General features: G+C 70.2%; 19 protein-coding genes. 9 read left to right on the top strand and 10 right to left on the bottom strand.

The genetic code is table 11. From position 1 onward, the window contains the following. Positions 1-3: 3 nt before the first annotated feature. The gene (locus ATK30_RS39390; protein ID WP_101439786.1) at positions 4-1,587 is read left to right on the top strand and encodes a dipeptide ABC transporter ATP-binding protein; all 1,584 of its coding nucleotides are present in this window, start codon (positions 4-6) and stop codon (positions 1,585-1,587) included. A 2-nt stretch (positions 1,588-1,589) separates the two neighbouring features. On the opposite strand, the gene ATK30_RS39385 is transcribed toward ATK30_RS39390, so the two are convergent. Next, positions 1,590-2,561, bottom strand: a complete 972-nt coding sequence (locus tag ATK30_RS39385; protein WP_101439785.1) for a quinone oxidoreductase family protein — start codon at positions 2,559-2,561, stop codon at positions 1,590-1,592. Positions 2,562-2,662: 101 nt separating this feature from the next. Between ATK30_RS39385 and ATK30_RS39380 the strand changes: the two genes are divergently transcribed. Continuing rightward, positions 2,663-3,685, top strand: coding sequence for an LLM class flavin-dependent oxidoreductase (locus ATK30_RS39380; RefSeq protein WP_101439784.1), 1,023 nt, complete (start codon positions 2,663-2,665; stop codon positions 3,683-3,685). A 25-nt stretch (positions 3,686-3,710) separates the two neighbouring features. Continuing rightward, positions 3,711-4,490: a nitroreductase/quinone reductase family protein gene (locus ATK30_RS39375; RefSeq protein ID WP_244194865.1), complete on the top strand. Its 780-nt coding sequence runs from the start codon at positions 3,711-3,713 to the stop codon at positions 4,488-4,490. A 48-nt stretch (positions 4,491-4,538) separates the two neighbouring features. Here ATK30_RS39375 and ATK30_RS39370 read toward each other — a convergent pair whose 3' ends face one another. Then, entirely contained in the window at positions 4,539-4,700 is a 162-nt protein-coding gene (locus tag ATK30_RS39370) for a hypothetical protein (protein WP_376772298.1), read from the bottom strand. 218 nt (positions 4,701-4,918) lie between these two features. Here ATK30_RS39370 and ATK30_RS39365 point away from each other — a divergent pair, with 218 nt between their 5' ends. Continuing rightward, positions 4,919-6,034, top strand: coding sequence for an LLM class flavin-dependent oxidoreductase (locus tag ATK30_RS39365; RefSeq protein WP_101439783.1), 1,116 nt, complete (start codon positions 4,919-4,921; stop codon positions 6,032-6,034). Between the two features lie 16 nt (positions 6,035-6,050). Continuing rightward, on the top strand, positions 6,051-7,373 hold the full coding sequence (locus ATK30_RS39360) for an NtaA/DmoA family FMN-dependent monooxygenase (RefSeq protein ID WP_208637540.1): 1,323 nt from the start codon (positions 6,051-6,053) through the stop codon (positions 7,371-7,373). Here ATK30_RS39360 and ATK30_RS39355 read toward each other — a convergent pair. Genes ATK30_RS39355 through ATK30_RS39335 form a run of 5 tightly spaced genes read right to left on the bottom strand, consistent with a single transcriptional unit; the run spans position 7,370 to position 11,484 of the window. Further along, the gene (locus ATK30_RS39355; protein WP_101439781.1) at positions 7,370-8,344 is read right to left on the bottom strand and encodes an amidohydrolase family protein; all 975 of its coding nucleotides are present in this window, start codon (positions 8,342-8,344) and stop codon (positions 7,370-7,372) included. The two genes, ATK30_RS39360 and ATK30_RS39355, sit on opposite strands and share 4 nt — an antisense overlap. A 2-nt stretch (positions 8,345-8,346) precedes the next feature. After that, positions 8,347-8,871, bottom strand: a complete 525-nt coding sequence (locus ATK30_RS39350) for a 3-hydroxyanthranilate 3,4-dioxygenase (RefSeq protein ID WP_101439780.1) — start codon at positions 8,869-8,871, stop codon at positions 8,347-8,349. After that, positions 8,868-9,293, bottom strand: coding sequence for a RidA family protein (locus ATK30_RS39345; RefSeq protein ID WP_101439779.1), 426 nt, complete (start codon positions 9,291-9,293; stop codon positions 8,868-8,870). Before ATK30_RS39345 ends, ATK30_RS39350 begins: the two co-directional genes overlap by 4 nt. A gap of 2 nt (positions 9,294-9,295) precedes the next feature. Next, positions 9,296-10,030: a 2-keto-4-pentenoate hydratase gene (locus tag ATK30_RS39340; RefSeq protein WP_101439778.1), complete on the bottom strand. Its 735-nt coding sequence runs from the start codon at positions 10,028-10,030 to the stop codon at positions 9,296-9,298. After that, on the bottom strand, positions 10,027-11,484 hold the full coding sequence (locus tag ATK30_RS39335) for a 2-hydroxymuconic semialdehyde dehydrogenase (protein ID WP_101439777.1): 1,458 nt from the start codon (positions 11,482-11,484) through the stop codon (positions 10,027-10,029). Before ATK30_RS39335 ends, ATK30_RS39340 begins: the two co-directional genes overlap by 4 nt. A gap of 247 nt (positions 11,485-11,731) precedes the next feature. Here ATK30_RS39335 and ATK30_RS39330 point away from each other — a divergent pair, with 247 nt between their 5' ends. Further along, the gene (locus tag ATK30_RS39330; protein WP_101439776.1) at positions 11,732-12,658 is read left to right on the top strand and encodes a LysR substrate-binding domain-containing protein; all 927 of its coding nucleotides are present in this window, start codon (positions 11,732-11,734) and stop codon (positions 12,656-12,658) included. A 73-nt stretch (positions 12,659-12,731) separates the two neighbouring features. Next, a complete protein-coding gene (locus ATK30_RS39325) occupies positions 12,732-13,376 on the top strand; it encodes a cysteine hydrolase family protein (protein WP_101439775.1) in 645 nt (214 codons plus the stop codon). Between the two features lie 75 nt (positions 13,377-13,451). Here the strand turns inward: ATK30_RS39325 and ATK30_RS39320 are convergent, their stop codons facing one another. Further along, positions 13,452-14,615, bottom strand: coding sequence for an FAD-dependent monooxygenase (locus ATK30_RS39320; protein WP_101439774.1), 1,164 nt, complete (start codon positions 14,613-14,615; stop codon positions 13,452-13,454). A gap of 71 nt (positions 14,616-14,686) precedes the next feature. Here ATK30_RS39320 and ATK30_RS39315 point away from each other — a divergent pair, with 71 nt between their 5' ends. After that, positions 14,687-15,250 carry a TetR/AcrR family transcriptional regulator gene (locus ATK30_RS39315; protein WP_208637539.1) on the top strand — a complete coding sequence of 188 codons (564 nt, stop codon included), beginning with the start codon at positions 14,687-14,689 and terminating at the stop codon, positions 15,248-15,250. A gap of 14 nt (positions 15,251-15,264) precedes the next feature. Here ATK30_RS39315 and ATK30_RS39310 read toward each other — a convergent pair whose 3' ends face one another. Both ATK30_RS39310 and ATK30_RS39305 read right to left on the bottom strand, forming a co-directional pair. After that, entirely contained in the window at positions 15,265-15,936 is a 672-nt protein-coding gene (locus ATK30_RS39310; protein WP_101439772.1) for a phosphonatase-like hydrolase, read from the bottom strand. Next, positions 15,933-16,922, bottom strand: coding sequence for a phosphotransacetylase (locus ATK30_RS39305; protein WP_101439771.1), 990 nt, complete (start codon positions 16,920-16,922; stop codon positions 15,933-15,935). The genes ATK30_RS39310 and ATK30_RS39305 overlap by 4 nt, the downstream gene beginning before the upstream one ends. Positions 16,923-17,126: 204 nt before the next feature. Here ATK30_RS39305 and ald point away from each other — a divergent pair, with 204 nt between their 5' ends. After that, a complete protein-coding gene (gene ald, locus ATK30_RS39300; RefSeq protein WP_101439770.1) occupies positions 17,127-18,242 on the top strand; it encodes an alanine dehydrogenase in 1,116 nt (371 codons plus the stop codon). Positions 18,243-18,299 lie beyond the last annotated feature (57 nt).

Below are 18,299 nucleotides of genomic sequence, written 5' to 3'. Positions count from 1 at the left end.
CAAGTGCTGGAAATCAGCGAACTCGCGGTCACATACCGCACCTCGGGCGGCGTGGTGCCTGCCGTGCGCGACGTGAGCCTGCGGGTCGGAGCGGGCGAGATCGTCGCGGTGGTCGGCGAATCCGGTTCCGGCAAAAGCACCACGGCGCACGCCGCGATCGGCCTGCTGCCGCGCGGCGGACGGGTCCACAACGGACGGATCGCCTTCGACGGGCGCGACCTGACCGCACTGTCCGAAAAGGACTGGCGGAAGGTACGCGGCACCGGGATCGCGCTCGTGCCGCAGGATCCGACGGTGTCGCTGAACCCGGTCCGGCGGATCGGCGAGCAGGTGGCCGAGGTGCTGCTGATCCACCGTCTGGCTGCCCGTGGCGAGGCCGCCGACCGCGCGGTGGAACTGCTGCGCCGGGCTGGCGTCGACCGGCCGGAATTGCGCGCGCGACAGTATCCGCACGAGCTGTCCGGCGGGCTCCGGCAACGGGTGCTGATCGCCGTCGCGCTCGCGGGCAAACCGCGGCTGATCATCGCCGACGAGCCGACCAGCGCGCTCGACGTGACCGTGCAGAAGGAAATCCTCGACCACCTGGCGGAGCTGGCCGCCGACGACGGCACCGCGATCCTGCTGATCACGCACGACCTGGGCGTGGCCGCCGACCGGGCGGGGCGGATCGCCGTGCTGTCCGAGGGACGGCTGGTCGAGGAAGGACCGGCCCGCGAACTCCTCGCCGCGCCGACGCACGACTACACGCAACGGCTCCTCGCCGCCGCGCCGAGCCTCAGCCGCGAACCTCTCCGGCCCCGCCGCGCGGAGGGTCCGGAGGTCCTGCTGTCGGTGGATTCGGTGTCGAAGACCTTCGTCTCCTCGCGCGCCGGTTCCGTGCGAGCCGTGGACGACGTGTCGTTCCAGCTCACCCGCGGCCGGACCCTGGCGCTGGTCGGCGAATCCGGCTCCGGCAAGACGACCACCGCACGCATGGCGGTCGGCCTGGAGACCCCGACCGCCGGCACGGTCAGCTTCGACGGCCAGGACGTCACCCGGCTGTCCGCCGCCGAACTGCGCAGGCTGCGCCGCCGGTTCCAGCTCGTGTACCAGAACCCGTACGCCTCGCTGAACCCTCGCTTCTCCATCGCCGAAGTGATCGGCGAACCGCTGCGTGCGTTCCGCGTCGGCAACCGCGCGGAGCGGGTCGCCGAGCTGGCGGACCAGGTGGCGCTGCCGTCGTCGGTGCTGCGCCGGAAGCCGGCCGAGCTGTCCGGCGGCCAGCGCCAGCGCGCCGCGATCGCTCGCGCGCTGGCGCTGCGGCCGGATCTCGTCGTCTTGGACGAACCCGTGTCCGCTTTGGACGTTTCGGTGCAGGCCCAGATCCTGAACCTGCTCGTGGAACTGCAGGACGAACTCGGCCTGACGTACCTGTTCATCACCCACGACCTGGCCGTGGTGCGGGAAATCGCCGACCAGGTCGGGGTGATGCGCCAGGGCAAGCTGCTCGAATTCGGCCCGGCCGACGACGTCCTGCTGCGTCCGCGCGAGCAGTACACCCGCGACCTGCTGGCCGCGATCCCGGGCGGCGAGCAGGTGCGGGCGTGACCCTAGTTGGCGAGCACGAGCCGTCCGACGGCCTCGCCCGCGTCCATCCGGCGGTGCGCCTCTCGCGCCTGCGCCATCGGCAGGACGGTGACCGGCAACCGGATCCGGCCCTCGGTGTACAGCGGCAGCACGGCGTCCGCGGCGGGACGAGCGGGCGCGGTGTCGGCGGCCAGGAAGCCGCCCACGTTGAAGCCGAGCACGCCGATGTTCTTGCCCCACACGGCGTTCGAGTCCACCATCGGCGCGGTCTCGCTGCCCGCGCTGCCGACCACGAGCATCCGGCCCATCGGCGCGAGCAGGTCGAGCGATTCGATCCGCAGGTCGCCGCCCACCGGGTCGACGATGATCTCGAACCGCTCGCCGCTCAGCTCGCCGAGCTCCCCGGACAGCACGACGCGGTCGAAGCCGAGTTGCTTCGCCGCCTCGACCTGCTCGGGCCGCCGGACCGTGCCGACGACCTCGCGCGCGCCGAGCAGCCGCGCCACCTCGGGGTACACCGAGGCGAGGCCGCCGAGCGCACCGTGCACGAGCACGCGCGCGTCCTTCGGCAGCCGAACTGCCTCGGTGAGCGAAAGGTAGGCCGTCACCGTGTTCGCCAGGCCCGCGACCGCCTGCGCGCGCTCCACTCCGCTGCCGGCCAGCGGCACGACGAGACCGGCGGGCGCGAGTTTGACGTCGGCGTATCCGCCCATTCCGGGCAGCGTGAGCGTGACGACCTCGTCCCCGACCGAGAAGCCGCTATCCGGTCCGGCCGCGCGGATGGTGCCCGCGACCTCGAGCCCGGGCACCAACGGAGGCTTCGGCGCGTAGTCGTACTCCGCGAGCGTGCCGCGGCGGATCAGCGCGTCGATCAGCCCGACGGACGCGTGCGAGACCGTGATGGTCACTTCGCCCGGCCCTGGAACGGGCTCGGGCACCTCGATCTCTTCCAGGACCTCGGGACCGCCGTAGCGGGTGATGGACAAAGCGCGCATCGTGCGTACTCCCCAGTGTTCTGCGTGTGTGTCAGCGAGCCGGAACAACCTGGACCAGCTCGCGGTTATTCCGGCTTAGTTGATCTGAGGAGGGCCTCGCCGTGCCGAGCGAAACGCAACCGCTGCGCAAACTGGGTTTCCTGACGATCGGCCTGTTCGACGGCGACGACCCGCGGCCAGGCCACGAGTCCACGCTGCGAGTGCTGGAACTCGGCGAGCAGCTCGGGTTCGACAGCGCCTGGGTGCGCCACCGGCACCTGCAGTACGGCATCTCGTCGCCGGTCGCGGTGCTCGCCGCGGCCACCCAGCGCACCAGCCGGATCGAACTGGGCACCGCCGTCATCCCGCTCGGCTGGGAAAACCCGCTGCGACTGGCCGAAGACCTGGCCACCGTGGACGTCCTCTCCGGCGGACGGCTCAACCCGGGCGTCAGCGTCAGCCCGCCGATGCACTACGAGGACGTGCGGGCCGCGCTGTATCCGGACACCGGCGACCGCGAAGATTTCGGCTACGACCGGGTGTCGCGGCTGTTGTCCCTGGTCCGCGGCGAGCCCGCGTCGACGTTCAGCGGGGTCGAAGGCATCGAGACGTTCTCCGACCGCGTGCAGCCGCATTCTCCCGGCCTGGCCGGCCGGATGTGGTACGGCGGCGCGAGCACCCGGTCGGCGACCTGGGCCGGACAAGCCGGGATGAACTATCTGACCAGCAGCGTCGTCCGCGCCGAAGAGGGTTCGACGGACTTCGAAAAGATCCAGCTCTCGCACGTGCGGGCATTCCGGTCGCACCATCCGGACGGTGCGCGGGCCCGGGTTTCGCAAGGCCTGGTGGTGATTCCGACCGACAGTGCCACGGCTGAGCAGCGCGCGAAGTACGAGGACTACGCGGCGAAACGCCTGCCGCGCACGAAAACCCCGCAGGGGCCGGCCGGTCTGCTGTTCTCGCGCGATTACGTCGGCACCTCCGCCGAAATCGCCGACCAGCTCTACCGGCACGCCGCCTTCCGCGAGATCGACGAGGTCGCCTTCGCGCTCCCGTTCACCTTCGAGCACGAGGATTACGTGCAGATCCTCACCGACCTGGCCACCCGGCTGGGCCCGGAGCTGCGCTGGAAGCCTGCGTCCTGACGGTCGCTGATGCTAGCGTGGCGGGGTGCCGGATTTCACGTCCACAGTGGACATTCCCCGTCCCGCCGGAGACCAGCGCGACGCATTGCAGTGGGCCCGCGCGGTCTGGGAGGACGCTCCGCCGCCGATGCGCGCGTTCCTGCGCACCGGATGGCTCGGCCTCGGCCTGACCACGCGCCTGGCCCCGGACCGCGTGCTCGGCTGGACCATCGCTTCGGCCACGCCGGACCGGGTCGTGCTCGAAGCGCCTTCGCCGCTGATGACCACGCGCAACATCGTGCACCTCGACGCGAGCCGGGTGTACTGGACCACTGAAGTCACCTACCAGCGTTTCCCGGCCCGCCACCTGTGGGCGTTGGCAGTGCCGATCCACGAACTCGTCATCCCCGCCCGGCTGCGGCGCGCCGCCGGTCAGGTGCGACCCGGCGACCTCCAGCACCAGCTCGTGACGACGTTCCAGCGGAAGCTCGGCAACCCCGTCCTCTCGCGGCTCCCCGGCCAGACGCTGCTCGAAACCACCGGCCGCAGCTCAGGTCTCCCCCGCCGGACCCCGATCGGCGGCCGTCGCGTCGGACCGGAATTCTGGCTGGTGTCCGAATTCGGCGAACGGTCGCAGTACGTACGCAACATCCAGGCCGACCCGCACGTCCGGCTGCGCCTGCACGGCCGGTGGCTGCGCGGGGTCGCGCACCTGCTCCCGGAAGACGACGCCCGGACGCGGCTGAAGTCGTTGCCGCGCTTGAACAGCGCCGCGGTCCAGGCGCTCGGCACGGATCTGCTGACAATCCGGATCGACCTGGACTAGCGTTGGGTTCTCGTGAGCGGCAATCCCGGTTAGAACCGCGATAAACACTCACGAGCCGGACACCACGGCCTCGATGGTCCGCCGCGAGTTCGCCGCCACCACCGGATTGGTGTCGCGGTAATACGGCAACTGGATCAGCGCGATCGACAACGCCCAGCCCCGGCCGCGTTCCCACGTCGCGTCGTCCGCCTCCACCGCCTCGCGGAACACCGCGCGCCTCCGCAACCACCTCCGGCAACCGCGGCCCGAGCCACCGCAGCCAGCGCTGTTCACGCACGATCTCCGCTGCCCCGAGCACACCGCACGGCCGTGACAGGGGGCAACCGGTTTATTCCCGCTCTCGCCGACTGTCTCAGACGCTGGTTACCGTCGCCCTCGGCCCGCCCTCCGCGCCACACTGCTGGCATCCACGGGGAAAGGACCGCAGCATGACAGGGCACACCGGACCACGGCTCGCCGTCGCGCTGGAAGGCGCGGGCTGGCATCCGGCCGCGTGGCGCGAACCGGACGCCCGCCCGGCCGACCTGCTCACCGCCGGATACTGGGCCGAGCTGGTGCGGGAGGCCGAAGCCGCGCACCTGGACTTCGTCACCTTCGAGGACTTCCTCTCCCTGCGCGGCCCCTCCGAGCCGACGGCCCGCGACGACCGCGCGCAAACCCGCCTCGACGCCGTGCTGGTCGCCTCGCGGATCGCGCCGCTGACGTCGCACATCGGCTTGGTCCCGACCGCCGTGGTCACCCACACGGAGCCGTTCCATCTGTCGAAGGCGATCGCGACGCTCGATTACGTCAGCACCGGCCGAGCCGGCGTCCGCGTGCAGGTTTCCGGGAGTGCGGAAGAGTTCCGGCACTTCGGCCGCCGCACGCCGCCGGAGGTTCCCGAGCTCTTCGAGGAAGCCGCCGATTACGTCGAGGTGCTGCGCCGGTTGTGGGACAGCTGGGAGGACGACGCCGAGATCCGCGACGTCGCGACCGGCCGGTTCATCGACCGGGACAAACTGCACTACATCGACTTCGAGGGCCGCTGGTTCTCCGTCAAAGGACCGTCCATCACTCCGCGTCCGCCGCAGGGCCAGCCGATTGTCGCCGCGCTGGCGCACGGCCCCGACGCCTACCGCCTCGCCGCCCGCCAGGCCGACGTCGTGTACGTGACCCCGAACGACCGCGCGCACGCCGCGTCGATCATCGACGAAATCGGTGCGCCCATTCAGGTTTTCGCCGACCTCGTGGTCTTCCTCGACGAGACCGAGCAGGCCGCGGCCGACCGCAAAGCCCGCCTGGACGACCGTGCCGAGTTCACCTCGGACGCCCACGTCTTCACTGGCACCCCGGCTCAGCTGGCCGACCTCCTGCTCGACTGGCACACCGCCGGCCTGACCGGTTTCCGGCTGCGCCCGGGCGCCGTGCCGCACGACCTGACCGCCATCACCCGCGCCCTGGTCCCCGAACTGCGCGACCGCGGCGCGTTCCGCACCGGATACGAGGCCTCGACCCTGCGCGGGCTGCTCGGCCTGCCGCGCCCGGCCAACCGCTACGCCGCCTGAGTCCCGGGAGATTTCCATGACTGCCAAGCAAATCCACCTCGCCGCGCACTTCCCCGGGGTCAACAACACGACCGTGTGGAGCGATCCCGAAGCGGGCAGCCACATCGAGTTCAGCTCGTTCGTCAAGCTGGCCCAGACCGCCGAACGCGCGAAGTTCGACTTCTTCTTCCTCGCCGAAGGCCTGCGGTTGCGCGAACAGGGCGGCCACATCTACGACCTCGACGTCGTGGGCCGCCCGGACACCTTCACCGTGCTGTCCGCGCTGGCTGCCGTCACCGACCGCCTCGGCCTGGCGGGCACGATCAACTCCACGTTCAACGAACCGTTCGAGGTGGCCCGGCAATTCGCCTCCCTCGACCACCTTTCCGCAGGCCGGGCGGCGTGGAACGTCGTCACGTCCTGGGACGCCTTCACCGGCGAAAACTTCCGCCGCGGCGGCTTCCTGCCGCAAGATCAGCGCTACTCGCGCGCCGAAACCTTCCTGCGCACGGCGTGGGAGCTCTTCGACTCCTGGCGCGGCGACGAACTCCTCGCGGACAAGGAATCCGGCCGCTTCCTGGCCGGCGGCGGCGACTTCGCCCACCACGACGAGCACTTCGACATCTCCGGCCGCTTCCCGGTCCCGCGCAGCCCGCAAGGCCGCCCGGTCACCATCCAAGCCGGCGATTCGGAGGAAGGCCGCGAATTCGCCGCCGCGACCGCCGACGCCATCTTCACCCGCCACGGCACTCTCGAAGCAGGCCAAGCGTTCTACTCCGACGTCAAGGGCCGCCTGGCGAAATACGGCCGCTCCCCGCACGAACTGGTCATCCTCCCCGCCGCGACCTTCGTCCTCGGCGACACCGACGCCGAAGCGCACGAACTCGCCCACGAAGTCCGGTTGCAGCAGGTGAGCGAGCAGACCGCGATCAAGTTCCTCGAGCAGCTCTGGAACACCGACCTCAGCGACCACGACCCGAACGGCCCGCTGCCGTCGTTCGACCCGGTGGTCGGCGACCTGATCTCGAAGGGCCGCGCGAGCGTCCGCATGTACCGCGACCCGGTCGCGACCGCCCGCGAATGGCGCCAGCTCGCGGAAGCGAAGCACCTGTCGAGCCGGGAACTGATCATCGAGGTCACCGGACGGCAGAACTTCATCGGCTCCGCCGAGACGGTCGCGTCCGCGATGAACGAACTCGTGCAGGCCGACGCGTCGGACGGGTTCATCCTGGTCCCGCACGTGACACCGGGCGGGCTCGACCAGTTCGCCGACCAGGTGGTGCCGAGGCTGCAGGAACGAGGGGTGTTCCGGGAGGACTACAGCGGACCTACGCTGCGGGACCACCTCGGGCTGGACTAGCCCAAGAACCGCTGTGCGTTCCCCCGCAGTACCAGCTCCCGCGCGGGCTCGTCGAGGAACTCCGCCCGCCGCACCACCCCGCCGGCCGGACGTTCCCCCAGCGGATACGGGTAATCGCTCCCCACCATCACCTGCTCGGCCCCGAGGGTGTCCACCAGATTCCGCAGCGCCGACTCGCTGAACACCACCGAGTCGACGCTGAACCGCCCGACATACTCCGACGGCGGCTTCTCCGACGTGGCAATGACGTCCGCCCGCTGATGCCACGCGTTCTCCAGCCGCCCCAGCCAGAACGCGAACGACCCGCCCCCGTGCGCGAAACAGATCCGCAGGCTGTCGGGCACCCGGTCGAACACCCCGCCAAGCACCATCGCGATGATCGACAGATGCGTCTCGGCGGGCATCCCGGTCAGCCACCGCGCCATCCAGCGGTCCAGCCGCGGCGCGAGCGGCATGTCCCACGGGTGCACGAACACCGGCACGCCGAGCGACGCCGCGTGCTGCAGGAACGTCACCACCCCCGCGTCGTCGAGGTCGCGGTCGCCGACGTGGTTGCCGATCTCCACGCCCCGGTGCCCGGCCCCGACCGCGCGGTCCAGTTCGCGGCACGCGGCGTCGGTGTCCTGCAACGGAACCTGGCAGAACGGGATCAGCCGGTCCGGCGCGGGCGCGCAGATCTCCAGCGCGAGATCGTTGAACACCCGGGCGATCTTCTCGCCGTGCCCCGGGCTCGTCTCGTAGCCGAAGAACACCGGCGTCGGCGACACCACCTGCGCCTCGACCCCGTCGGCGTCCATGTCGCGCAGCCGCACCGACGCGTCCCAGCAGTCCGACCGCACCCGGCGGAACTCCTCCGAACCGACCATGATCATCGCCTCGCGCTCGGATTCCGGGCGCAGCCACGGCATCCCCTCGCCCAGATCGGGCCAGCCGTGCGGAACGAAATGGCTGTGGACGTCGATCGCGCGCACGCTCAGCCCTTCCCGGGGTGCAGCGTCCCGCAGTTCCCGCAGGTCCGGGCCTCCTCGGACGCGTAGAACCGCTCGAACACCGGCGGCAGATCGCCGACGATGTCACGCACCTGCAGCTCCACCTCGTGCACCTTCGCGTCGCACTCCACGCAGAACCACACGAACTTCTCCAGCGTCCCCTCCTCCCGGATGCGCTCGATCACGATCCCGATCGAACCCTCCTGCGGACGCTGCGGCGAATGGTGCACGTTCCGCGGCAGCATCCACATCTCGCCCTCGCGGATGTCGACGCGCCGCGGGCCGTCCTCGGTCATCAGATTGACGTGCATGTCGCCCTTGTACTGGTAGAACCACTCCTCGTACGGGTCCAGGTGGTAGTCGGTGCGCTGATTCGGCCCGCCCACCACCTGCACGATGAAATCCCCCATCGGCGCCCACATCTGCCTGTTGTTCACCGGCGGCTTCAGCTCGTCCTCGTGCTCCTCGATCCACGCGGCGAAATCGAACACGGGCGGAATGGCAGTCATCGTTCCTCCTTGCCGGAGACCCGGGCAATCGCCTGGATCTCGATGAGCAGATGCGGATGCGGCAACTGGTGCACCGCGACGGTCGTGCGCGCCGGGCCGTTCTCGTCGAAGAATTCGCCGTAGACCTCGTTGTAGCCGCCGAAATCGTTCATGTTGACCAGAAAGACCGTCAGCTGCGCGAGGTCTTCGAGTCCCGCCCCGGCCGCGGCCAGGATGTCGCGGATGTTCTCGATGACCGCGCGAGTCTGCGCTCGGATGTCCAAACTGGTCACGCCGAACTGATCGGCCTCCGCGCCGGCGAACGTGTTGTCCGGCCGCCTGCTGCTGGTGCCGGAGACGAACACGAGGTCCCCGACGACCTTGACGTGCGGGAACCGCCCGCGCGGCGTCGCCTTCCCGGCGACGACATTGGCTTGCGCCACGCTCAATCCTCCTTGGTGCGAACGGAAACCGAACCGAGCCCGGCGACCCGAGCCTCGACCTGCGTTCCTGCTTTCAGCGCAACAGCCGCGGTCGCCGCACCGGCCAGGAGCACCGACCCGCCGAGCAGGCGGTGCCCGTATGCGGCGGCCATTCGCTGTGCCGCGGGGAGCGCTCGCAGAGGGTCGCCGAGAATGTCAGTGGTCGAGCCGGACGCGACGATCTCGCCGTCGAAGAGCAGGTCAACGGCCAGCGCGTCCACCCGGTCGAGCTGGGTCCACGGCCCGAGCACGAACGCGGACGCCGAGGTGTTGTCGGCGACGACGTCGGCCAGGCTGAACCGGAAGTCGCGGTACCGGCTGTCGATGATCTCCAGCGCGGGTGCGACGGCGACCAGCTCGGCGTCCGGCCCGAGCCGGAACGCGACCTCGGGTTCGATCCGCGGATGCACACCGTGGCGGACGGCGAACGTTCCGCCGTCCTCGATCCGCATGCGGTCAGTCAGCGAACCGATGATGACGTCGGAGACGCCCATCTGCTCGGCCTTCGCCTTGCTCGTGAAACCCAGCTTGACTCCGGCCAGCCGCTCGCCGCGTCGCTCGCGCAGCGCGATCCCGGCGTGCTGCACGGCGTACGCGGTCTCCAGGCTCATCGGCCCGTCGCTGGTGAGCTGCGGGATCGCCTGCCCAGTGGCGGTCGCCCGGTCAAGCAGTTCGGCACGTTCCTCAACGGTGGTCATAGCTGCACGCACACATTCGTCGGCTGGGTATAGAAGTGCATCGAGTGCAGGCCGCCCTCCCGGCCGATGCCGGAAAGCCCGACGCCGCCGAACGGCGAGCGGAGGTCGCGCAGATACCAGGTGTTGACCCAGGCCATCCCGACCCGCATCTGCTGCGCGACCCGGTGGCCGCGCTCGAGGTTCGTCGTCCATACGGCGGCGGCGAGCCCGTAGTCGGTGTCGTTCGCCAGCCGGACGGCTTCGTCTTCGGTGTCGAACGGGATCAGCGCCGCGACCGGTCCGAAGACCTCCTCGCGCACGACCCGCGCGGAGTTGTCCAGTCCGGTCCACAGTGTCGGTTCGATCCACGACCCGCCCGCGAGGTCCGGCCCGAGTTCCGGGACCGAACCGCCGGTCAGCACCGTCGCCCCCTCAGCGACCGCGAGGTCCAAATAGGACTGGACTTTCTTCCGGTGCTGTTGGGAGATCAACGGCCCGGTCGTGGTCTCCGGATCGCCCGGTCGTCCCAGCCGCAACGCCGCCGCCCGCTCGGCGAGCCCGTTCGCGACCGCGTCGAAAACGGACCGCTCGACATAGACCCGTTCCGTGCACAGGCACACCTGCCCGGTGTTCAGGAAAACCGAGCGCGCGAGTCCGTCGAGGGTCTTTTCGAGATCGCAATCCGCGAACACCACCGCCGCGTTTTTTCCGCCCAGTTCAAAGGAAACCGGCCGGACCGACGGAGCGACTGCCCGCATGATCGCCGAGCCGGTCCGGGATTCGCCGGTGAACGTCACGCCGTCGATGCCGCGGTGCGTGGTGAGGTACTCCCCGGCGGAGTCCGGTCCGAAGCCGTGAACGACGTTATACACCCCGGCCGGCGCGCCAGCCTCCGCGATGACCTCGGCGAGCAAGGCCGCCGTCGACGGCGTCTCCTCCGACGGTTTGACCACCACCGCGTTGCCGCACGCGAGCGCGGGTGCGACCTTCCAGGTCAACAGCAGCAGCGGCAGGTTCCACGGCACGATCACCGCGACGACGCCCAGCGGCTTGGGCACCGCGTAGTTCAGCGCCTTGCGGCCGTTCGGCAGCTCGGTCAGGAAGGAGTCGAGACCGGCCGCCGCGATCGTGTCGGCGAAGGAACGGAAGTTCGTCGCCGCCCGGGCGACGTCCAGGTCGCGGGCCAGGTGCTCCGGCTTGCCGGTGTCGCGGACCTCCGCGGCGACGAAATCCTCGAACCGCTCCTCGATCCGGTCGGCGATCCGGCGCAGCAACGCGGTGCGCTCGGCCACCGAAGCGCGTCCCCACGGGCCGTCCAGCGCCGCACGAGCAGCAGCGACCGCGGCGTCGACCACGTCCGGTCCGGCCTCGTGGACGTGTGCGACGAGCGACCCGTCGACCGGGTCGATCTTCTCGAAGGTGCGCCGCCCGGCGACCCGGGTCCCGCCGACGACGTTGTGGAGTTCCGCAGCCATGAAGCTGACCGTAGGGACGCCAGGAATGCCTGGCCAATGCTCTTTGCCGCCGCTGCCATGACCGTCCGGGCATAGCCGGTTCGGCAGAGCAAAGCCTTTCACGCACCTCGACGCGCCGCTTCGTCCTGGACCGTCGTGCCCGGCCGGAACCGCTTCGGCGTCTTCCTCGACCTCGCCGACCCCGGGTCCGCGCTCAGCTCGTCCGCCCGTGACGCCGGAACCCGGCCCGGCCAGTAATGTCGCCGGAATGGACATGCCCCGCCTGCTCGACGGCCGCCTCAAGCTCAGGCACCTCGTGCTGGTGGACACCCTCACCGAGCAGGGCAGCGTCGTCGGCGCGGCCGCCGCACTCCACGTGACTCAGCCGGTCGTCACGCGCGGCCTGCACGATCTCGAAGCGATCCTCGGCGTGCCGCTCTACGAACGCGGGCCGCGCGGGATCACGCCGACCGAGTTCGGGACCGCGTTCACCGAGCACGCGCGCGCCGTGCTCGCCCAGCTGACCCACGCGGCACGGCACGTTGTGGAAATCGCTGACGCGACCCGCGGCCGGGTCGTCGCGGGCATCCACCTCGCCGGCTCGAACTTGTTGCTGCCGCGGGCGATCGCGCACCTCAAGGAGGACCATCCGCTGGTCACCGTCGTCGTCCGGGAGGGCACGCCGGAGTCGCTGCTCGTGGAGCTGACCGCGGGCCGGGTGGACGTCATCGTCGGCCGGCTGAGCGGCCCCGGCACGGAAGGCACCCGGCGGCGAGCGCTGTACCAGGAGTCGATCCGGGTAGTCGCCGGCGCGCACCATCCGCTCGCCGCGCGCGACAACGTCTCGCTGGAGGATCTGGCGGAGTTCCCGTGGATCGTGCCCGGCACCGAAACGATGCTGCGCCAGGAGCTGGAAAGCCTCTTCGCCCAGCACGGTCTTGACCTGCCCGCCAACCGCGTCGAGGCGACGTCGTTTCTCACGGTCCGGCAGCTGCTCACCGAAACCGCCATGGTCGCCGCGCTCCCCGGCCTTCTCGGGATGGACGACCCGCGGCTGGTCACGCTGCCGACGCCGCTGGAGAACATCGGGCACAGCGTCGGCCTGACGCTAGCCGCCGGGCGCAGGCTCAATCCGGCCACCCAGGCACTGATCGAGTCCCTGCACACGGTCGCGGCGCAGATCGAAGACGCCTGACACCTTCTGTCGCTTTCTTGACGACCGACGGCAAACCGTGATACCTCATGGACCTCCGCGGAGGGAGCGTTCCATGGGTTACCGCTTGTCCACCGTCGATCCGGCCCGCACCGCGCTGGTCGTCATCGACATGCAGCACGACTTCCTGGCCCCGGGCGCCCCGCTGGAATCCCCGGCCGGACGCGCCATGATCCCCGTCCTCAACGACACCGTGCGGTTCTGCCGCGACGCGGGCATCCCGGTGTTCTTCACCGCGCACGTCCACCGTCCCGACGGCTCCGACATGGGCCGCTTCGCCGACCTGTACCCGCCGATCGCGCAAGGCCAAGCACTCATCGAAGGCACGCCCGGCGCCGCGCTGTACTCCGAAGTGGACCGCCGCCCGGACGAACCGCTGATCCCCAAGCACCGCTACAGCGCCTTCTTCGGCACCGATTTCGAAATGCAGCTCCGCGGACGAGGTGTGGACACCCTGGTCGCCACCGGAGTGACGACCGAGGACTGCGTCCACGCCACCATCCGCGACGCGATGTTCCGCGACTTCCGCACCGCAGTGCTGTCGGACGCGTGCGCCACCTACGACCACCCGGATCTGGGCCACGGCGCGATGTCCGCCGCCGAGGTGCACGCGGCGACGCTGGTCGTCCTCGCCCAGTCGACCGCGGACGTGCTGACGAGTGCCGAGTTCAAGGCTCTCGCGGAAAAGGGAGCCGCCTAGCAACGCCCCTGCGTTTCACCGACTCGACGTCCCCCCGCACCGGCCGAGGCCGAACCTTCGCGGAACGGGGTCCGGTTAGCCGCGCCCGGCCGTCGCCAGCGCGTCATGGGAGTGAATCCACTCCAGCGTCTCGCCGATCCGCCGGAGCGCAACATCCCTCGCGTCTGCCGCCGGACCGTCCGGCACATGCAGCAGCGCATTAGCCACCCACGAACTCCGCTGGACCGCCCGGGTCCGCGGCCGCCGCAGCTTCTCGTACCGGGCGAGCGCCGCCTCGCGGGAATCGCTCGCCAGGCACTCGGCGAGCGTCACCGCGTCCTCGATCGTCTGATTGGCACCCTGCCCATGATGCGGCAGCATCGCGTGCGCGGCGTCGCCGAGGAGCACCACTCCGCCGCGATGCCAGCGGTTGAGCGGATACTGGCCGAACAACCCCCACCGCTGCTGCAGAGTCGTCGCGCCGACCATCTCGCGCACCGCCGGATGCCAGCCCTCAAAAGCCGCGTCGATGCGCTCCCGAGGAATGTCCTCCGTCCACGACTCCCGCTCCCAAGCGTCCGGTTCGTCCAGCACCGCAAGGAAATTCACCACCGACCCGTCGCCGATCGGGTAGTGCAGCAGATGCCCGCCGGGCCCCATCCAGAACTGGATCGCCCCGGCATCCGGCAACGACGGCAGCTGTTCAACCGGCACCAGCCCGCGAAAGCCGCTCGAACCCGAATACCGGGCAAGCGGCGCGGGTTCGACCCACTCGCGAACGGTCGAATGCACCCCGTCCGCACCCACCACGACATCAGCGGTTTCGCTTGCGCCATCGGCGAACTCGAGCCGGTACCGCGGCCCGTCCTCGACCACTCCGGTCACCTGGCGTCCAAGATGGACATTCCCGCACGCGCCGGCGAGGATCCGCTGCAAATCCGCCCGATGCACCCCGAAATACGGCCCGGCGAACCGTTCCTCGTAGCTGTCCCCGACCGGATACGCGACCACCCGGCGCCCGCCCCGCCAATGCCGGTAGACCAGCTCCGTCGGCACCGCCGAACACGCGGACAGCTCGTCCCTCAACCCGAGCCGCGCCAAGACCCGGGAACCGTTGGCGGACAAGGCCACCGCGGCCCCGATCTCGCGCAGTTCGGCCGACCGCTCGTACACCTCCGCGCCGATCCCGCGCTCCCGCAACGCGAGCGCGAGCGTCAGCCCGCCGATCCCGCCGCCGACTATCGCCACCGAAAGCGCCATGAGCCCTCCTCGCCGTGTACCGATCGGTACAAGGTTGGACGGTACGATGTACCGATCGGTACAGTCAAGAGGTGGACTCCGGAACCGGCCGTCGCGCCGAGCTGCTGCAGCAAGCCGTGGACTACCTCGCGACGCACGGCATCGCGGACCTGTCGCTCGCCCCGATGGGCGAAGCACTGGGGACGAGCAAGCGCATGCTGCTGTACTACTTCGGCAGCCGGGAAAACCTGATCACCGAAGCGATCGCCGCGAGCCGCCCGGACGTCACCGAACTCTTCCACTCAGTGCACGACGAGAAATCCCTCAGCGCCGCAGCACACGCCCTGTGGCACGCGATCACCCGAGGCCGCCAGCAACGGCCGATCCACATCCTGTTCCAGGTACTGGCGCTGGCCCCGACCCAGCCGGAGCGGTACCTGACGGTGGCTCGGGAAGCGATCACCGCGATGGTGGAGCCGTTGGTGCCGGTGTACCGGAAGCTGGGCTACCCCGAACCCGAGGCAGCCGCGCGGGCGAGCTTGCTGATCTCCGGCCTGCGCGGGTTGTGCCTGGACCGGATCGTGACCGGAGACGAGGAGAGGATCGAGATCGCGGCACGAGCGTTGATCGCTACCGCGGTGGCTCCACCCGCCTGACCGACGACGCCTCGCTAACGCTCAAGAACCCCCGGCAACTCCGCCACCGAGCCCAGCACATGCGTCGCCCCGTGGGCCCGCAACGTCGCCTCGTCATGCGCCCCGGTCAGCACCCCCGCCGCCACCGACGCTCCTGCTCGGCGGCCGGTCAGCATGTCGAACCCGGTATCCCCCGCCACCGCGACCGCGCGCACGTCAGTAATCCCCAAGCGCAGCACCGCAGTCAGCACCATGTCCGGGAACGGCCGCCCTCGTCCGCCCGCGTCCGCCGGGCATACCACCAGATCCGCCAGTTCCGTCCACCCGAGCCGCGCCAGCAGCGCATCCCGAGTCCGAGCCGAGAACCCCGTGCTCAAGCACACCCGACGCCCCTGGGCGCGCAACTTGTCGATTGCTTCCTCCGCACCGGGCAGCGGCTCAGCGACCTCAATCGCCCGCGAAGCGAACGCGCTCTCGAAAACCCGGTTCGCCTTCTCCGCAACACCTTCGGCCGGGAACAGCGCCCGGAAGACCTCGATTTTCGACTGCCCCATGGTGTCCCGGACGTAGGCATCCACATCCTCGCGCTCCGGCGAGTCCGCGGGCACCCCCACCGCCTCCAGCGCCGCCGAAAACGCCGCCTCGACCGCGCCGTCGTCGCGGACCGTTGTGCCTGCCATGTCCAGCACGACCAGTTCCACGTTCATCGGACCTTCTCCACTTCCCGCCCGGTCACCGCGTGCACCGCGCTGATCAGGGCCATCGTCTCGATGTCAGCCGCGCTGCAGCCGCGCGACAGGTCGTGCAGCGGCGCTGCGACGCCTTGCAGGATCGGCCCGAGCGCGGTCGCTCCGCCGAGGCGTTCTGCGATCTTGTAAGCGATGTTCCCCGCGTCGAGATTGGGGAACACCAACACATTCGCCCGCCCAGCCACGGTCGAACGCGGTGCCTTCGCGATCCCCACTGCGTCGACGACAGCGGCGTCGAACTGCAACTCGCCATCCACATCAACGCCAGGAAGCCGTTCCCGCACCAGCGAAGTCGCCTGACGAACCTTGTCCACCGCGGAATGCTTGGCACTGCCTTGCGTGCTGAACGACAGCATCGCCACGACCGGCTCGGTTCCGGTCAGCGCGCGGTGCGTTGACGCCGCGCCCACGGCGATATCGGCCAGCGCGTCCGCATCCGGCTCGGGAACCACCGCGCAGTCAGCGAAAGTGAGCGATCGGCCGTCCTGCAACAACATCAGGAAACAACTGCTGAGAGTCCGCACTCCGGGAGCGAGTCCGACGATCCGCAAACCCGCCCGGAGGACATCGGACGTCGGCCGCGTCGCACCCGCCAGGCACGCGTCCACCCGGCCGAGCGCGAGAAGCGCGGCGGAAAGCGCGACCGGATCGGCGCGGACCGTGTCGACCCGGTCGGGGAAGGACGTGGCCAGCCGCGCCAGGACCGCGTCGTCGGCGGCCAGGGCGGCAGTGTCCAGGAAAGGAGGCGCCGGAAAGCCCAGCTCGGCCGCGACAGCGGCGATCTCCGCCGACGGACCCACCAGCACCGGCTCGACCTCACCCCGCTCGACCAGGTGCGCGGCCGCGGTGACGGCGCGCGGGTCAGCACCGTCGGCCAGCGCGATCCGCGGCCGGGCGTCGCCGACGCGTTCCCGCCAGGTCTCGGCCAGAGGGGCCATGGTCATCTCGCAAACTCCCTCGCGGACGGCAGTGCTGCCCGAGCAGGATCTCGGCCGCTGGCCCCCAGCGACAGAGCCAGAAATGTCCCCGTTGACAGGTCCAGAAGCCGCGCGGACTGGACCCGTCGACCGAGCGGTTTCTGGCACTTTCGCGGTGGCCAGTCCTCCCGCACTCTCGGTCGCACCACACACGGCAGATGGGAGCAGGCGATGAAGATCGGTGTGCCTCGCGAGGTCAAGAACCACGAATACCGGGTGGCGGCGACGCCGGCCGGAGTGCACGAGTTCACCTCGGCCGGCCACGAGGTCTTCGTGGAACGCGGCGCGGGCGAGGGCTCGTCCATCCGCGACGAGGACTACGCGGCCGCCGGCGCGAAGCTGCTCGACCACGCGGACGACGTGTGGGGCACCGCGGAAATGGTCCTGAAGGTCAAGGAGCCGGTCGCCGAGGAGTACCACCGGCTGCGGTCCGACCAGCTGCTGTTCACCTACCTGCACCTCGCCGCGAGCGAGCCGTGCACCAAGGCGCTGCTCGACGCGGGCACGACGTCGGTGGCCTACGAAACGGTCCAGCTGCCGAACGGCTCCCTGCCGCTGCTGTTTCCGATGAGCGAGGTGGCCGGACGGCTCGCCCCGCAGGTCGGAGCGCAGACGCTGATGCGCGTCAACGGCGGCCGCGGCGTGCTGATCGGCGGCGTCTCCGGGGTGCCGCCGGCCCGCGTGGTCGTGCTGGGCGCGGGCGTCGCCGGGATGAACGCGGTCGCCGTCGCGGCCGGGACCTGGGGCGACGTCGTGCTGTTCGACAAGAACGTGGACAAACTCCGCGCCGCCGACCGCATGTACCAGGGCCGCATCCGCACAGCCGCGGCGAATGCCTACGCGATCGAGCAGGCCGTACTCGAGGCCGACCTGGTGATCGGCGCGGTGCTCGTCCCGGGCGCGAAGGCCCCGAGCCTGGTGTCCAACGAAACGGTCTCGCGGATGAAGCCGGGCAGCGTGCTGGTGGACATCTCGATCGACCAGGGCGGCTGCTTCGAGGACTCGCGCCCGACGACCCACGCCGAGCCGACCTTCCGGGTGCACGAATCGGTGTTCTACTGCGTGGCCAACATGCCCGGTGCCGTCCCGCACACCTCCACGCACGCGCTCACCAACGTCACGCTCCCCTACGCGCTCGAAATCGCGAACAAGGGCCTCCGCACGGCGGTGCAGGACACGCCCGAACTCCGCGGCGGCGTGAACACGGTGGCCGGGGCGCTGACCTACGAGCCGGTCGCCCGGGCGCACGGCCTGCCCGTCACCGACGTCGCCGACGCGCTGGCCTGAGCCGATCGGCGTGGCGTGGGGTGGGAAAACCGGCCACCGCGAGTTACGTTTCAGCCC

This window comes from Amycolatopsis echigonensis, assembly GCF_002846615.1.
In the GTDB taxonomy this organism is placed as follows: Bacteria; Actinomycetota; Actinomycetes; order Mycobacteriales; family Pseudonocardiaceae; genus Amycolatopsis; species Amycolatopsis echigonensis.
This window is presented reverse-complemented; position numbering and strand designations above follow the sequence as displayed.

Coding starts and splice junctions, on each gene's coding strand:
- ATK30_RS39385 (WP_101439785.1), bottom strand. CDS start 2,561: ATGCGCGCTTTGTCCATCACCCGCTACGGCGGTCCCGAGGTCCTGGAA.
- ATK30_RS39365 (WP_101439783.1), top strand. CDS start 4,919: ATGACAGGGCACACCGGACCACGGCTCGCCGTCGCGCTGGAAGGCGCG.
- ATK30_RS39360 (WP_208637540.1), top strand. CDS start 6,051: ATGACTGCCAAGCAAATCCACCTCGCCGCGCACTTCCCCGGGGTCAAC.
- ATK30_RS39350 (WP_101439780.1), bottom strand. CDS start 8,871: ATGACTGCCATTCCGCCCGTGTTCGATTTCGCCGCGTGGATCGAGGAG.
- ATK30_RS39340 (WP_101439778.1), bottom strand. CDS start 10,030: ATGACCACCGTTGAGGAACGTGCCGAACTGCTTGACCGGGCGACCGCC.
- ATK30_RS39335 (WP_101439777.1), bottom strand. CDS start 11,484: ATGGCTGCGGAACTCCACAACGTCGTCGGCGGGACCCGGGTCGCCGGG.
- ATK30_RS39330 (WP_101439776.1), top strand. CDS start 11,732: ATGGACATGCCCCGCCTGCTCGACGGCCGCCTCAAGCTCAGGCACCTC.
- ATK30_RS39325 (WP_101439775.1), top strand. CDS start 12,732: ATGGGTTACCGCTTGTCCACCGTCGATCCGGCCCGCACCGCGCTGGTC.
- ATK30_RS39320 (WP_101439774.1), bottom strand. CDS start 14,615: ATGGCGCTTTCGGTGGCGATAGTCGGCGGCGGGATCGGCGGGCTGACG.
- ATK30_RS39310 (WP_101439772.1), bottom strand. CDS start 15,936: ATGAACGTGGAACTGGTCGTGCTGGACATGGCAGGCACAACGGTCCGC.
- ATK30_RS39305 (WP_101439771.1), bottom strand. CDS start 16,922: ATGACCATGGCCCCTCTGGCCGAGACCTGGCGGGAACGCGTCGGCGAC.
- ald (WP_101439770.1), top strand. CDS start 17,127: ATGAAGATCGGTGTGCCTCGCGAGGTCAAGAACCACGAATACCGGGTG.